The sequence below is a fragment of the Peribacillus sp. GL_122 genome, from assembly GCF_057835005.1.
In genome coordinates this window covers 4517102-4532750 of the sequence record NZ_CM174415.1, presented here as the reverse complement: position 1 = coordinate 4532750, position 15649 = coordinate 4517102, and the positions used below count along the sequence as shown (strand labels likewise).

Annotated in this window: 13 protein-coding genes and 1 pseudogene; 7 read left to right on the top strand and 7 right to left on the bottom strand. The window is 42.1% G+C overall.

Features of this window, described 5'->3' with window-relative positions:
• Positions 1-307: 307 nt before the first annotated feature.
• Positions 308-934: a LysE family transporter gene (locus AC3ISB_RS21940; RefSeq protein WP_141994542.1), complete on the bottom strand. Its 627-nt coding sequence runs from the start codon at positions 932-934 to the stop codon at positions 308-310.
• Positions 935-1264: 330 nt separating this feature from the next.
• Here AC3ISB_RS21940 and AC3ISB_RS21935 point away from each other — a divergent pair, with 330 nt between their 5' ends.
• From AC3ISB_RS21935 to AC3ISB_RS21925, 3 genes and pseudogenes are all read left to right on the top strand, one after another.
• Positions 1265-2497, top strand: a complete 1233-nt coding sequence (locus AC3ISB_RS21935) for an MFS transporter (RefSeq protein ID WP_489274292.1) — start codon at positions 1265-1267, stop codon at positions 2495-2497.
• Positions 2498-2578: 81 nt separating this feature from the next.
• A pseudogene (locus AC3ISB_RS21930) lies at positions 2579-2907 on the top strand (LysE family transporter); the annotation flags it as partial.
• A 151-nt stretch (positions 2908-3058) separates the two neighbouring features.
• A complete protein-coding gene (locus AC3ISB_RS21925; RefSeq protein WP_098372623.1) occupies positions 3059-4441 on the top strand; it encodes an amino acid permease in 1383 nt (460 codons plus the stop codon).
• Between the two features lie 46 nt (positions 4442-4487).
• On the opposite strand, the gene AC3ISB_RS21920 is transcribed toward AC3ISB_RS21925, so the two are convergent.
• From AC3ISB_RS21920 to AC3ISB_RS21910, 3 genes are all read right to left on the bottom strand, one after another.
• Positions 4488-6161, bottom strand: coding sequence for a ribonuclease J (locus AC3ISB_RS21920; RefSeq protein WP_141994541.1), 1674 nt, complete (start codon positions 6159-6161; stop codon positions 4488-4490).
• 145 nt (positions 6162-6306) lie between these two features.
• The gene (locus AC3ISB_RS21915) at positions 6307-6600 is read right to left on the bottom strand and encodes a hypothetical protein (RefSeq protein ID WP_489274290.1); all 294 of its coding nucleotides are present in this window, start codon (positions 6598-6600) and stop codon (positions 6307-6309) included.
• A gap of 10 nt (positions 6601-6610) precedes the next feature.
• Positions 6611-7207 (bottom strand): TetR/AcrR family transcriptional regulator, encoded by a 597-nt coding sequence (locus tag AC3ISB_RS21910; RefSeq protein ID WP_489274288.1) that lies wholly within the window; start codon positions 7205-7207, stop codon positions 6611-6613.
• A gap of 254 nt (positions 7208-7461) precedes the next feature.
• Here AC3ISB_RS21910 and AC3ISB_RS21905 point away from each other — a divergent pair, with 254 nt between their 5' ends.
• On the top strand, positions 7462-8910 hold the full coding sequence (locus AC3ISB_RS21905) for a DHA2 family efflux MFS transporter permease subunit (RefSeq protein ID WP_489276996.1): 1449 nt from the start codon (positions 7462-7464) through the stop codon (positions 8908-8910).
• Positions 8911-9061: 151 nt separating this feature from the next.
• On the opposite strand, the gene AC3ISB_RS21900 is transcribed toward AC3ISB_RS21905, so the two are convergent.
• The gene (locus AC3ISB_RS21900) at positions 9062-11065 is read right to left on the bottom strand and encodes a YhgE/Pip family protein (protein WP_489274286.1); all 2004 of its coding nucleotides are present in this window, start codon (positions 11063-11065) and stop codon (positions 9062-9064) included.
• A gap of 121 nt (positions 11066-11186) precedes the next feature.
• On the opposite strand from AC3ISB_RS21900, the gene AC3ISB_RS21895 reads away from it, so the two are divergent.
• Positions 11187-12089, top strand: coding sequence for a LysR family transcriptional regulator (locus AC3ISB_RS21895; protein ID WP_141994538.1), 903 nt, complete (start codon positions 11187-11189; stop codon positions 12087-12089).
• 178 nt (positions 12090-12267) lie between these two features.
• A complete protein-coding gene (locus tag AC3ISB_RS21890) occupies positions 12268-12969 on the top strand; it encodes an alpha/beta fold hydrolase (protein ID WP_430097248.1) in 702 nt (233 codons plus the stop codon).
• A gap of 30 nt (positions 12970-12999) precedes the next feature.
• Here the strand turns inward: AC3ISB_RS21890 and AC3ISB_RS21885 are convergent, their stop codons facing one another.
• Complete coding sequence (locus tag AC3ISB_RS21885; RefSeq protein WP_141994536.1) at positions 13000-13617, bottom strand: TetR/AcrR family transcriptional regulator; 618 nt, start codon at positions 13615-13617, stop codon at positions 13000-13002.
• Positions 13618-13807: 190 nt separating this feature from the next.
• Between AC3ISB_RS21885 and AC3ISB_RS21880 the strand changes: the two genes are divergently transcribed.
• Complete coding sequence (locus AC3ISB_RS21880; RefSeq protein ID WP_489274283.1) at positions 13808-14566, top strand: SDR family oxidoreductase; 759 nt, start codon at positions 13808-13810, stop codon at positions 14564-14566.
• A gap of 379 nt (positions 14567-14945) precedes the next feature.
• Here AC3ISB_RS21880 and AC3ISB_RS21875 read toward each other — a convergent pair whose 3' ends face one another.
• The gene (locus AC3ISB_RS21875; RefSeq protein WP_063232459.1) at positions 14946-15647 is read right to left on the bottom strand and encodes a FadR/GntR family transcriptional regulator; all 702 of its coding nucleotides are present in this window, start codon (positions 15645-15647) and stop codon (positions 14946-14948) included.
• Positions 15648-15649: the final 2 nt, after the last annotated feature.

Sequence of the window (15649 nt, the reverse complement as noted above, 5' to 3'; positions counted from 1 at the left end):
TACCCCAAAAAACCTCTGAAACAATGACCTTGTCGGCCTGCGTTTAAATGGCTCTGAATAGTGGTTACTGGAACCAGTGTTTGTACTGGCAGTCTGTCATCATAATAAGGCAAATTAGCATAAGAATTATCGTAATAATATGGAACAGTAAAGTATGGAACATTATAAAAGTAATAACCGTGATTATACTTTGTGTTTACCCTTTCAGGCTATGAACAATGGGGGATAAGTGTCCGGCATGGACAAAGAAGGATAATAAAATAGGCGGCCTGTTTTATCTATTTAATACGAACTCACGAGTAAATGCTTATGTAAATAAAACCTTGGCTGCTTGGATGGCAAAGTAAATGCCAATCCCTATAAGGGATATACCCGAAATGATCGAGATGCCCATTAGAATGGGTTTGGATAAAAAGCGTCTGAAGGTGCTGGCGATGATGGCCATTGCGAAATCCCAGGTTAAGAGGCCGACAAGGATACCTGAACTGTAAAAAAGTAAATGATCCATATCATATTTTGAAGCGGAGTTTGCGAGAATGGATCCATAAATCCCCAGCCAAAACAAAATGGATAAAGGATTCGAAAGGGACATGATGAATCCTGTCAGGAATGAAGAAAAAAGGGAATCTTTCGCTTTTCGTGCATTCACTTCAATCTTACCTGCACTTAGCAGACTTTCGATTCCGGTATAGGTCAGGACGAAAAATCCAAAAAGCCATAAAAATGTCTTCATGAAGGGGTTGTCCAAAAAGTGGACGACACCGAAAAAGACGAGGGCTATAAAAACAAAATCCGCTAAAATGGCACCCCAGCCAAAAATCCAGGCATGCCAAAAACCCTTCTTGATTCCTTTGTCCAATTGAGCAGCGTTTATGGGTCCGATAGGAGCCGCCAGTGATAAACCTAATAATACATAGCTGAAAAAAACACCCAATTCATCACCTCATCGTTTGATACATCTTCGCTTATTTGAATGTATTCAAACAATTGGACTTGTACCACCTTTTTAGTCCTTTTTTGAGTGGGTACGGTGAATCATAGTCTCGTTTGCTGTTCACCTAGTCGATAACAAATGTAAAAAAAAAGAGAAGAATATTTTAAAGGTCAAAAGGGGTAATTTTGGGAAAAGCGCTACTGAATAAATCCATCAAAGCTATAACATAATAATTTAAGACATCTAAAAAATGATGCAAAACATATTGATTTCACAAATGGTTACCTTTTATGCAATAAGTTGCTTTTATAATGGATGAGGAGTGTAAGTATGGAAGGTCATGAGAAGCAAAATAAAGATGTAAGCGTGTGGTGCCTGATCAGTATGGCATCAATTCCATTGGTGATGACACTTGGAAATTCAATGCTTATCCCGGTTTTGCCCATTTTCGAGGATAAGGTGGGGATATCTTCATTTCAATCAAGCATGGTAATAACAAGCTATTCCGTTGCATCCATTTTTTTAATTCCCATAGCAGGTTATTTATCAGATCGATTCGGACGGAAGATGGTGATCCTGCCAAGTCTGATCCTAGCCCTTATTGGTGGCTTGGTCGCAGGTTATGCTTCATGGAAAATGGAAAATCCCTATACATGGATCATCATCGGGAGGGTATTGCAGGGGATTGGGGCATCTGGTGCCTCGCCTATCATTTTGCCTCTGGTGGGGGATTTATACAAGGATGATGATGAAAAAACGAGTTCTTGTCTGGGTATCATAGAAACCTCGAATACATTTGGGAAAGTGCTTAGTCCAATATTGGGTTCCCTGTTTGCTGCATTTATCTGGTTTTTACCATTCTTCTCGATTTCATTCTTCAGTTTAATATCTATTGTCTTGGTCTTTTTCTTTATAAAGGTACCAAAGGAAAAGGATGATCCGAAGAAATTCAAAGAATTTTGGCAGGATACGAAAAAAATATTCAAGCAGGAAGGAAAATGGTTATATACAGTTTTCCTGATTGGTGTATTTGTCATGTTGGTTTTGTTCGGCGTTCTTTTCTTTTTGTCTGATAATCTGGAAAAAATCCATGATTTGCATGGAGTCAAAAAAGGTTTAGTGATAGCGATCCCGCTATTTTTCCTTTGTGTGTCTTCTTACGTTGCAGGGAAAAAAATCAAGGGTGAATTACCAATCATGAAAAAGATCATCATGATTAGTATAATTGTCCTTTCAATCAGCCTTGTTTTTGTCGGTTTTACTAAAAACAAAGTTTTCCTTTTATTACTCGTAACGAGCTTGGTTGGCATAGCAATTGGTGCGTTATTGCCGACACTCGACGCAATCATCACTCAAAATATAAAAAAGGAACAGCGGGGGACGATAACCTCCTTCTACATGTCATCCAGGTTCATCGGAGTTGCGGCAGGCCCTCCGGTCATGTCCCTTGTCATGAAAAATCATCTCAATTTGAGCTATATCATTACAGGGATCATAGGCATAGGCATCGTCTTGATTGTTTTGAAATTCATTAGTTCAGACAAAAAAGAAGCTGCTGCATAATAGGATTCCATAGAAATTCTCCGAAAAAGCCGGGTTTTCCCACGGCTTTTTTTGTTTGTAACACACAAAAAAAATCAATACAGGAATAGAGATTCTTTAATTTCCTGTTTTTTGAACGGATTCATCATGTCAGTGACCAGTCCATTATCCATTTTATTCTGGTTGGGTATATATGGATCTGTTTTAGCTAAAACGGCTTCAAGCTATGGGACCTCCCAACTTTCCATTTATAGCGGAATGATTTTCTTGGTCTAACCTGCCGGGATTTTTTTGTGGCTGCATTAACGAATGGATTTAGCAGGTTTTTAAATGAAAAAAGCTTAATGGCCATTTAGATCATCTCTGGATTATCTTTGATCGGCTTAGGTGTTTATTTTGCATATCAAGGCATTTCTGCCATCGTATCATAATGCTTAAGCACTTCAATTCTTATTCGGGTATTTGATTTATCATTTGGTAAACTTCTTCCTTGCATAATTCATTGTGGCATTATCAACACTATGAATGATGGAAGGGGGGATTGTTATGACAACAAAAGCCAATTGCAGTTCAGCGAAAGGGATGGCTGCTCAAAATTCCAAAGCATCTGGTGAACAACAAGGCGATATGAAATGGTGGCAGCTATCATTGGTCGGTGTCGGCTGTACGATCGGGACTGGTTATTTTCTCGGTTCGACCATAGGGATTAAAACGACGGGGCCATCCATTGTATTTTCATTTGTATTGGCTGCACTAGGTACATACATCGTTTATAATCTGCTTGCTAAGATGACGGCTGCCGATCCCCAAGAGGGTTCTTTTTGTTATTATGCCAATAAAGCATTTGGACGATGGGCTGGCTTTAGCTGTGGCTGGAATTATTGGTCCTCCAATATATTGATCATGGGAAGCCAGCTTACTGCGCTTTCGCTATTATCTCAATTTTGGTTCCCGAAAGTACCTCTGTGGCTATTTGCATCCGGTTTTGCAATTGTTTCGATCGTGGTGGTATTGCTGGGGACAAAAGGGTTCGACAGAGTGGAAAACATACTTGCGATAATTAAGACGGCAGCGATCGTTATGTTTATCATTATTGCAATATGTGCGGTTTTCGGCTGGTTTGGTCTTGATGGAGGGAAACCGCCCTCATTCCCGAATAAGTTCAATGAATTATTTCCAAAAGGGCTAAAAGGGTTTTGGATATCCCTTATCTATGCCTTTTATGCGTTTGGCGGCATCGAGGTCATAGGACTGATGGCGATGCAGCTTAAAAAGAAGGAAGATGCGCCAAAGGCAGGGACGATCATGCTCTTTGTTCTTACCATCATATATGTAGTTTCATTGGGGTTAGCAGTAACTATGATTTCATTAGGAGCATTCAGTGAAAAAGAAAGCCCATTCGTTTCGGCATTGGACAGTTATCACCTGGCATTTTTCCCGCACGTTTTTAATGGTGCGATCATCATTGCCGGTTTCTCGACGATGACCGCTTCACTATTTGGTGTTACCAATCTATTGGTAACGCTCTCTGATGATGGGAATGCACCCGCATTATTCATGCAAAAGATTAAGAAATTCAAGGACCTTCCACTGCCCTCACTCGGTCTTGGAGCCTTGGGACTTTTAGGATCAATCATCACTGCCTTGCTCCTGCCAGGCAAGATTTATGAATACATTACAACATCAGCTGGAATATTACTTTTGTATAACTGGGCATTCATCATTCTCTCCTCTTTTAAAATATTGGAAAATAAGGTTTGGAGTAAGATTACGGCCGTTTTCGGACTTCTTTTAATTTTAGCCGCCGTAAGTGGCACCCTGCTAGAAAAAGAGATACGTCCAGGGTTTTTCATCAGCCTTTTATTCATCGTGATTATCGGTCTTGCCGCCGTTTTCATGAAGTTCAAGGTTTGGAATAAGAACAAGGCGATGGCCGCAAAAGCGAGTAAATCAGGGCTTGATTGAAAAAAGGAACTCGACTATACGAAGTCGAGTTCCTTTCGATTTGGCGCTAAACTTCAATGATGATCGGAAGGATCATTGGTTTTTTCTTAGTTTGAGTAAAGAGATATTGCCCAAGTTCCTTCTTTATGGTTTGCTTAATGACGTTCCACCGATATATTTTTTCATTTTGTAAGTCGTTGACCGTTTTCGTGACAAGACGGTTCACATGCCTAAGGAGGTCCTCGGAATTTTGAACATAAACAAATCCCCGGGAAATGGTATCGGGTCCTGATACTATTTTTCTTTCCGTCTTGCTTAGTGTTATGACGATCACGAGCATTCCATCTTCGGAAAGCTGCTTACGGTCCCGCAGAACGATTTCCCCAACATCACCAACGCCAACACCATCAACAAAGGTATTGCCTGCAGCCACCTTTCTCGTTTGACGGGCAACGGAGTTTTCAATATCCACCACATCGCCGTTATTGATGATGAAAGTATGGTCCTTCTCCACCCCGACAGACTCAGCTAGTAATCGATGCTGGTGCAACATCCGATACTCACCGTGAATCGGTATGAAATACTTAGGTTTCATCAGGGTAAGCATGAGCTTCAACTCTTCCTGATAGGCATGTCCGGAAACATGCATGCCCGTTACAGTCCCAGAACCGTAAATGACTTTGGCACCAAGTTGAAACAGGTTGTCGATGATACGTGAAACATCCCGTTCATTTCCGGGTATTGGAGTGGAGGCAAGAATCACTGTATCATCAGGCAATATACTCATATCCCGATAATTCGAACTGGAAAGGCGGGAAAGGGCAGCAAATGGCTCTCCTTGACTTCCAGTACATAAAACTGCGACCTTTTCAGGAGCATAATTATCCACTTCTTGTGGTTGGATAAGCATCCCATCAGGAACCTGGAGGTAGCCGCGTTCAATGGCAACGGATACGACGTTCACCATGCTTCGTCCAATCAGGGCGAGTTTCCGGTTTGTCTTCTGTGCAGCGTTCACAACTTGTTGAACGCGATTAACATTTGAAGCGAAGGTCGAAAGAATGACTTTCTGTTTTGCCTGCATGAAGGCTTCTTCAATATGGCTGCCAACCAGATGCTCCGAGGGGCTTGAGCCGGGGCGTTCAGCGTTCGTGCTTTCAGATAATAAAACCAGTACACCTTCACTCCCGATTTTGGCCATTTTATGAATATCGGGATACTGATCATTCATGGGAGTCAAGTCAAACTTAAAGTCCCCTGTATGAACGACCGTGCCTACGGGCGTATGCATGGTGACTCCAAGGCAATCGGGTATACTATGATTCGTTTTGAAAAAGTCCAGAACCATCTCCCCAAATTCCAACCTTGAATCCGAATCGATCTGGATTAATTCCGTATCAGCCAAAAGGTTATGTTCTTTTAACTTCAATTCAATCAAACCAAGTGTTAAACGTGTGGCATAAATGGGTACATTCAATTTTTTCAAGAAATAAGGGATCCCGCCAATATGATCTTCATGCCCATGAGTCACAATTAAAGCGTGGATCTTCTCCTTATTCTCCTGAAGAAAGGAAATATCGGGAATGATCAAATCGACTCCTAATAAACTTTCATCAGGAAACTTTGCACCACAATCAATAATGACGATATCGTTAGAATATTGAACCACGTACATGTTTTTACCGATTTCGTTCACTCCGCCCAGAGCCAGTATGGACAAAGCATTCTCTTTCACACTCAAGTAGATAGACCTCCCTTTATGATGATAAGGATAGTGTTTCCTTAGGTCCCTTTTATAAAACCAACTCTTTTTTTAAAAACAGGGCAATTCAAAAAGCCATAAAAAAACACCTACCGTTTTTGGTAGGTGCGTGTATCTTCACTATTCATCGGCTCAAGCAAGAATCGATGCTTTCTTCAAAAGTCTCAATGTATGCTTGGAGCTGTGATGCATATCCAGTCTTCAAAGTGAGCAGCAAACTTTCTATCAAGAATTTTCGCGGTTTGTCGGACTGCATCAGCTCATCTTGGATAAAGTCGACCAATTCAATGGCTCTTGTTCGATCTTCCTCGCAAGGTAAAGCCTTGTTTATCGCTTTTTTCAATTCAGTGGTGGAATGAAGCAAATCATTATGGCAAGAATCAAGGTGGTTTGTAAAGTTTGGAAACCACGTATCCATTAGTTCCGGATCAATCGATCTGTTCCCCGCTTTCAGCCACTTCATTGATTAAATGGACTATGCGGTTCATGCAATAACGGATAATTTGTATGTCCGGTGTACCGGCGGGATTGGCACGATAACTAAAATGATTCATGTGGGTCATCATCGAATGGAAGATAATGACGCTATCTAAAAGATAGGGTTTTTTGCTTACCCCGAATATATCGATAAATCGGTTATACATCCAGCGTATGCTCAACAATAGCGTGTTATTGATGAATTGTTTTAATTCTTCATCGTTGGAAACACGGACTTCTTCGATCAGGATAAGCAATTTGCTTTGCTTGTTCACCATCATCTGCAGTTCGAGCTGCTGGATGAAAATTTCAATATCGGCGGAATCTTGACCAATCAACAGTTTTTCCCGGTCATGGCGAATCTTTGTATAGAAGGAACGGAAAATGGCTATAAATAATTCACCCTTGGAAGGGAAATAATTATAAAATGTACCTTTTGAAATTCCGCTGCCATCTAAAATGTCCTGGATGGACGTGGCTTGGTAGCCCTTGTCAATAAACAGCTTATGAGCCGTATCGATAACATTCTGCCTTCGATTATTCATCATATCACCTTATTTTCATTATACTGCTTGTATAAATGTAATCGTACTCTATTTTTCATCACAGCACAAACCCTTATTTAAACCAGTAAATTTTTATTGCAAAAAATGAACTAGGGGTATATTATTGATTTTGTGAGTTTGGAATATACCGCTCGTCTAATTAAATGAACCAATAGTTTGAATGGAGGAATAGATAAAAAGTGAGTACTGCACAAACAAATGAAAAAAAGGGTTCGTATGGCATTTTGGCCATACTGATGGTCGGGGCGTTTATAGCGATACTGAATTCAACCCTTTTAAATATTGCACTGCCATCAATCAAAACAGACCTGGGAATCGAGACTTCCACAGTTCAATGGCTGACAACGGGCTATATGCTTGTGAACGGAATCATGATTCCGACAACAGCCTTCTTAATAAGAAAATATTCGGTACGTAATCTGTTCCTGACAGCCATGCTCCTATTCTCAATCGGGACGATCGTTGCAGGTGTAGCGCATACATTCCCGCTATTATTGAGCGCACGTATGGTTCAGGCTGCAGGTTCTGCAATTATGATGCCGTTATTAATGAACGTGCTTTTAACTGCATTCCCTGTTGAAAAACGGGGCTCGGCAATGGGATTATTCGGTTTAGTCATGATGTTTGCCCCTGCAATCGGGCCGACGCTTTCAGGCTGGATCATCGAACATTATGATTGGAGAATGCTATTCCACTTCATCACTCCGCTTGCTTTACTAGTGCTTATTCTCGGCTTCTTTAAGCTTAAAGACAAAAAGGAAAAAGTCGATATTAAAATTGATAAATTATCGGTCATTCTTTCAAGCTTAGGCTTTGGCGGCCTGCTTTATGGATTCAGCTCTGCAGGTAGCAAAGGCTGGGATAGCCCTTGGGTATATGGAACATTGATTGTCGGTGCCATTTCCCTGATCCTTTTCATTACACGCCAGCTGAAAATGGAAACGCCGATGCTTGAATTCAAGATCTTCAAACATCCGATGTTCGCTTTATCTGCAACGATTTCAATCGTGTTGAATATGGCCATGTTCTCGGCGATGATCTTAATGCCGATGTATACACAAACGGTCCGTGGCATTTCACCATTCGATTCAGGATTATTGATGCTGCCCGGTGCACTATTGATGGCCCTCATGTCACCGATCACCGGAAAGCTCTTCGATAAATTCGGTGCGCGCGTACTTGCTTCGCTCGGCTTATTTATCACCGTGGTCACAACCTTTTTCTTCAGTAAGTTATCAATGGATACTTCTTATACACATATTGTGATCCTGTATTCCGTCCGTTTATTCGGTTTATCCATGGCCATGATGCCGATCATGACAAATGGATTGAACTCGCTGCCAGCACGTATGAACCCGCATGGTACAGCCATGAATAACACGCTGAACCAGATTTCAGGCGCAATCGGTACAGCATTGCTTGTTACGGTCATGACAAACCATGCCGCTTCTTCCGGTGAGGATTTAATGACCAAAGCGATGAGCAAACTAACAAGCCAGCCCACTGCTGAAATGATGGAACAAATGCAGGCCCAAATCGGAATGCAGGCGATGCTCGATGGAATTAACTTCTCCTTCCTTGTATCCACCTTCATTGCTGCTGTGGCACTGATTCTGACATTATTCATTAAGCGCGCATGGCCGGCTGAAGAAAAACCAGCTATGAAAAAAGATCAAACCGCTTAAATGAAACAATAAAAAAGCCCAATGCCACCTGAATAGTTCAGGCAGCATAGGGCTTTTTCTTTTAAGTTTAGCCGACTTTAATTGTTTTACCCGGTGATTTTCACTTGTATATAAAAAAAGCGCAGTGCCATTTGCACTGCGCTTTTTCAGATCAAGATGTCACTTCCTCTGAAGTTACTTTTGCATGCTGGATATGACTGGCTATCCAACCAATGATCGCTGCAAAAACGAGATAGGCAAGTAAGATCCAAATCTGCGTTCGCAAGTTTTCCCAGCCGCCTAATGAGATGACCTCTTGAAGTTCCTTTAATGAGTGGGCCATAGGTAGAAATTGACCGATTTTCGTCAATAATGACATGCCCAGTTCACCTGGGAATGTTCCGCCGCAGGTCGCCAATTGGAACACGAGAAGGGTCACGGCTGCGAATTTGCCCACCACTCCGAATACGGTCACCAACATAAGAATGAATGTCATGAAGGTAAATGAAACGATGATGCTTGATAGAATGAATACAGGGACACTGGCCACGTGTAAATGGAATCCAAGAAGGACGACTGCATCCACTAGAAGTGCCTGTATCAAGCCGATTACATATACCAGCATTAATTTATTCGTGAAATGAACGGTTCCGGTAACCTTAAGATTCTGCCTGCGGCCAAGCGGCAGAATATTGGAAGCCATGATGCCGCCTACATAAAAGGCCAATGACAGAAAATAAGGAGCAATCCCGGTTCCGTAGTTAGGTACTTCAGATAAATTGGATTGTACCAATTGTACGGGTTCAGAGAACATCGAAGTTGTCGAATCGTCGTACTGAAGACTGGCCGTTTTATCGGCAGCTTCATTAAGCTTGGTGGATAATTTGCTCGAACCCGTTTCCAGTGAAGCCAGTCCGTCTTGAAGTTCCGTCGATCCACTGGCTAGCTGGCTGCTTCCGCCGGCTAGCGATTCGATTCCGGCATGTAAAGTGGAGAAACCATTTTTCCATTTAAATAATCCGTTCACCAATTTTTCAGAACCCTCGTTTAATTGCTTGGCACCCGAGGTAGCTTGTGCCATTTTATCACCAAAAGCATTCATCCCGGTTTGAACGGTTTCTTGTCCATCAGCCACTTTGGCAGCACCTTCGCCCAATTGCTTTTGACCGGCATGTAAAGTGGTGGCTGCTTCGGATAAACCTTCTGATAGGGCAACGATTTGCTTGAAGTCTTGATCCTTTATTGCATCAGGATGACTTTTCATATAGGCATCCAATTGTTTTTTTAGAGTATCCGCTGTATCGGCAGCCTGTTCTTGCCCTTGCATCAATTTTGCATTTCCGGCTGACCAGTTCTCAACACCTTTACTTACTTCATTCATTCCATTTTCCAATGAGTCATGTGCATCAGATAGCTGTTTCATGCCTGAATGCAAGTTCTGGGAACCTGTTGATAATCCTTTCGCACCATCTGCTAAGGCCTCTTGTCCATCCAAGAGCTTGGTGCTTCCTGTTTGTAACTTCTGGACGCCATCATTCAAATCCTGGATACCATCATTCAATTTCTCGCTGCCGCTTTTCGCATCCGCCGTTCCTTGATGAAGCGTTTCCGCACCATCCCCGGCATCCGCCAAGCCGTTAGAAACGTCCTGGAATTTCGAAAGGATGCCTTCAGAATAGACCTTCGTAATGCTTGCGTTGATTTTTGCCGTCATTTTTTCAACAGCAGTAGAGCTGATCTGTGAAGCAACGAAGTTCTTACCTGGATTGACAGTATACAAAAGTTTAGCCGTTTCCGGTTTTTTATCCATTAAAGTCGTGACATTTTCCGAAAAATCTTCCGGAATCGTGACAACCATATAATAGGTACCTTCCTTAAGACCCGTATTTGCCTCCTTTGCCGTGACAAAGTGAAAATCCAATTCTTTCTGCTTTTTCAATTGTTCAACGAAATCAGCTCCAGCCTCGACTGGCTTATCGTCCATTTCCGAACCTTTATCGAGATTGACCACTGCCACAGGGAGCTGATCCAACTTCCCATAAGGGTTCCAATATCCTGCCAAGAAGAAACCTGAGTAAATCAATGGAACGACCAGAAGGAAAATCAAGGCGATTCTCCCATGTTTATGTTTCCACATTGCTTTTATATCTTGAAATACAAGTTGTAAACCTTTCATTATTTGAGCCTGCCCTTTCTAACTAAGAGATTATTTCATCATAATGGCTTTTTTAGATACTGTATAATACATAATTGATTATGTAATAATAGATTTAAATCTATGTGAAAAGAGTGGAAAAATGGAAATATTACAGCTGCAGTACTTTCAAACCGTAGCACGGCTGGAACATATGACGAAGGCTGCGGAACAACTTCAGATTGCTCAGCCATCCCTCAGTAAAACCATTTCCCGGCTTGAAGAGGATTTGGGAGTCGCACTGTTCGATAGGGAACACCGGAAAATCAAGCTCAATGCAGCCGGACGAATTTTCTTGAATCGTGTTGAACGCGCTTTTGCGGAACTGAATGAAGGGAGGCGCGAAATAGTGGAATTAACAGATCAAGACCAAAAGAACATCACCTTGGCCGTTACCATTCCCAGGGTCCTGCCTGATTTATTGGGTACATTTTTATCTCAATACCCGGACGTCCGTTTTCAACAATTCCTAAAATCCATATCATCCATGAAGCAGCTTCTAATAGAAGGAGAAATCGATTATTGCATATCATCCGTTCCGATTGAAGGCCCAGACTTAAAGTGGGAACCGCTGATCACCGAAGATATATACTTGATCGTGCCCCCCAATCACCGGCTGGCAGGCAGGGAAAGCATTACACTCCAAGAAGTGAAAGATGAACCATTCATCAGTATGAACACAGGCTTCGGGTTCCGCAGCCTCACCGACCAATTTTGCCTTGAAGCGGGATTCGTCCAGCATATCGCATTTGAAGGAGATGAACCTGCTGTCATCTCGGACCTTGTCAGGAAAGGGTTGGGAGTCGCCTTCGTATCAGAATTGACATGGCTCCATCAAACCGGGTCATTATCCCATAAAATCCGGATAACCGAACCTGCTTGTCAAAGAACAATAGGGCTCGGCTGGTCAGAAAAACGCTACTTCACCCCAGTAGCCAAGCAATTTAGGTTATTTGTCATGGATTACTTCGCTGCCGCCAACTCCGCCAGACCAAAGAATGAATAAATGTGGTGAAGGTCGAAATAATCGGATGAAGACAGGAATGAATCGCCGTTAGGACGAATTAATGGGTGAAGGCATAAAAAGTATAATTTAATTTTAGAGAACATAGTATTTTAGGAGGTTTTTCTTAAATAGATCGGGGTTAAAAATGACCAATTCCGATCCTAGGAGATGAATGGAGATGGAAATACGGGTTAATCAAATTGAGTTGAATGGACACACGTTTCAATACCGGGAGAGCGGTGATGTTTCTGCACCGCCGCTTGTTGTTCTTCACGCGCTGGGTAAAAGTGCAGAGTCATGGGATCAAGTGGCTGCCGCATTAGGAGAAAATTATCGTGTATTAGCTTTAGATCAACGGGGACACGGTGGGAGTGCGAGAACTAATACATACACTTTCGAATTGATGTGCGATGATTTGCTTCAATTTGCGGATGCGCTGAATTTGGGAAGATTTTCGCTAATAGGGCATTCCATGGGGGGAACAGTTTCCTATCTTTTCTCGCAAACTTTTCCTTCGAGGATAGATAGGTTGATTGTCGAAGATACGCCTCCACCTTTCTCGGATGAACCAGTTGAGGTTCCTTCCCAACCTTCTGGCCCTCTGCCGTTTGATTGGCAGGTTGTGCCTTCGATTCTACAGCAGCTTAATGAACCCGATCCCGAATGGTGGGCACGTCTTACCGATATTATGATGCCGACGCTTGTTATAGGGGGCGGGTCGAGCCATATACCCCAAAATAAATTGCAGGAAGTTTCCGAGCTTATTCCGAATTGCGAATTGGTGACGATAGAGGATGCAGGACACTTTGTGCATGAAGATAATTTATCAGCTTACTTGGCTGCCGTAACAAGGTTTCTTTCCAAAGGGCCAGCGCATTAATGAGATAGGAGGGTTGCCGATGCAGCCCTCTTATTCCTGCTTAAATGTATGGTTTATTTTATAGACGGCATTTACCGATTTATTATTAATGATTTCCAGTAACTGTTCAGCCATATAGTCAGCGCTGTATTTAAAGCCGGTGTTGACCCATTCGATGATCATGCCTAATATCGCATATGCTTGGTAACTGGAGGCAAGTTCTGTATTGATTTTAGGGTTCGGCCGGTAATCTTCTAGGTCCTCCAATGGAAGTTTCTTTAATTCATTACAAATCCTTTCCAGTAATGTAGGCCATGCATTCGACTTTAGGATGAGGGTATAAATGTTTGCATAATTAGCTACATGTTCAAATATTTTGATCACTGAAGCCGTTAGTTCATTGATGGTGAAAGTTTCAACATTTTTATAAGGTTCCCGGTAAGATATGATCAAATCGGCAATTACATCCTCCATGACCTCTTCAAGCAGTTCCTCTTTGTACTGATAGTGTTTGTAAAATGTACCCCGATTAAGGTCGGCGCGTTCTACAATGTCAGTAATCGATATTTCCCTGAAATCCTTGTGTTGCATTAATGATATGAGAGATTCCTTCAAGGCCAGTTTGGATTTCCTGATCCTCCTATCAATCCCAGTGTTATTATTGGACATTTTCTTCACCCTTTGTTCGTTATTGCCCTTTTAATGAACATAATGAACACTTTCTGTTCATTGTTCAACATCGAGGTCATCATTTGCTGATTGTATAAGCTTATTGAAACTAATTATACTATAAAGGAAGTTAGTTAATGAACATCTGTACAATAAGTATCACTTCACTAGAATGAATGGGGGAGTTCAAATGAAATTACAAGACAAAGTTGCAGTAGTGACAGGCGCAGCATCTGGCATGGGGAAACAAATTGCTATAGATTATGCTAGAGAAGGGGCTAAAGTCGTCGTATCGGATTTAAATCTTGATGGTGCGAACGAGACAGTAGAAGAAATAAAAGCGAATGGCGGAATGGCCTTTGCCATTAAAACGAACGTAGCGGTGGAGGAAGATATTCAACATATGATCGATACCACGGTCAGTACGTATGGTACGGTGGATATTTTGGTGAATAACGCGGGCATCATGGATGGCATGGAACCTGCTGGAGACATTGAAGATTCTAGATGGGATCGGATTTTTGCCATTAACACGACAAGCGTCATGCGTTCGACTAGAAAGGTATTGCCAATCTTTTTAGAGAAACAAAAAGGGGTCATCATCAATATTGCTTCTGCTGGCGGCTTGTACGGTGCTCGAGCAGGCGCAGCATACACTGCCTCTAAGCACGCAGTGGTTGGGTTCACAAAAAACACGGGCTTCATGTATGCCAATAAAGGGATTCGCTGCAATGCAATAGCACCAGGCGGAGTTGAAACCAATATCGGTTCCAGCATGACGAATATCAATGAGTTCGGCATCTCTCGCCAACAATTGGGTATGGCCATCAATCCACGCAATGGAAAACCTGAGGAAATCGCTAAAGTGGCTTTGTTCCTTGCTTCAGACGATTCCAGTTTTGTAAATGGTACTGTCATCACGGCAGATGCTGGTTGGAGTGCATATTAAGCAGTAAATTAAAAAGAGGATGGTCAGAACTTGGGACTGATACATGCATTCCTGCTAGTAAGCAGGGATGCATTTTTTTTGAGTGGAGCCTTGGAGGGGGATTGTGGTTAGCCAACAATTTGCAAGAGGAAGGTTTCGACTTCATCGGGGAACATTTTCATTTCAATCGAAAGTGGATAAGCTGGGGCTGGATAGTTCAACTACTATCCAGTTTTTTTAAAAAAATTATGCTATCAATTGGATTTAAAAGATAAGTAGAACTCTGAAATCTTGGAAGCAAAATAGGTTCCCTGAAAAATCCACTTTCCCTATGAAATTGGATCATTGAGTGATCCATTAGTTTGCTGCGATTACTTCCATCTTCCACACAAACGATATATTAATTTGCGTGAGAATATTGAAGGACTTTCTGACGGACGTAATCAAGGTGCTTGTACATTTGACTGAATGCTTCATGTGGATCATGCGCTGCAAGTGCCGCATAGATGGCTTTATGATACTTTACAGTCAGTTCCCGTTCCCTGAATTGTATCAGGCTATTTATTTTATTATGGGTAATCAATAAGGAATCGATCATGCCTTCAATAATGGGATTGTTCGCACTTAAAGCAATGATCTTGTGGAATTCTTTATCGGCCTCTCCATAATCGTTGTCTTCACTATTGGCAATCGTGTCAATCGTAACTTGCAGTTTCTCCAACTGTTCGTCTGTGATTTTCTCGGCAGCCATTGTTACCAGTCCCAACTCCAATGCCATTCGCGCTTCGATGATCGCTGGTAAATTATCCGTAGCCAGCGCCAGCATGACAGAGAATGGATGTGTACCGATTTTATCGTTAAAAAAGGTTCCTTCACGCGTTTTCCGTGTAATGACTCCTAGTGTATCAAGTGCACTGAGTGCCTCCCGTAAAACAGGTCGGCTTACTTCAAGTTCTTTCATAAGTTCCATTTCAGGAGGCAGTTTGTCGCCCGCTTTCATTTGTCCGCTGACGAGCAGATGCACGATTTGATCCACGACTTGTTGTGAAAGAGTGTTGCGATGTACCGATTGTACGCCTAATTTCTTTGACGATTCTTCCATTG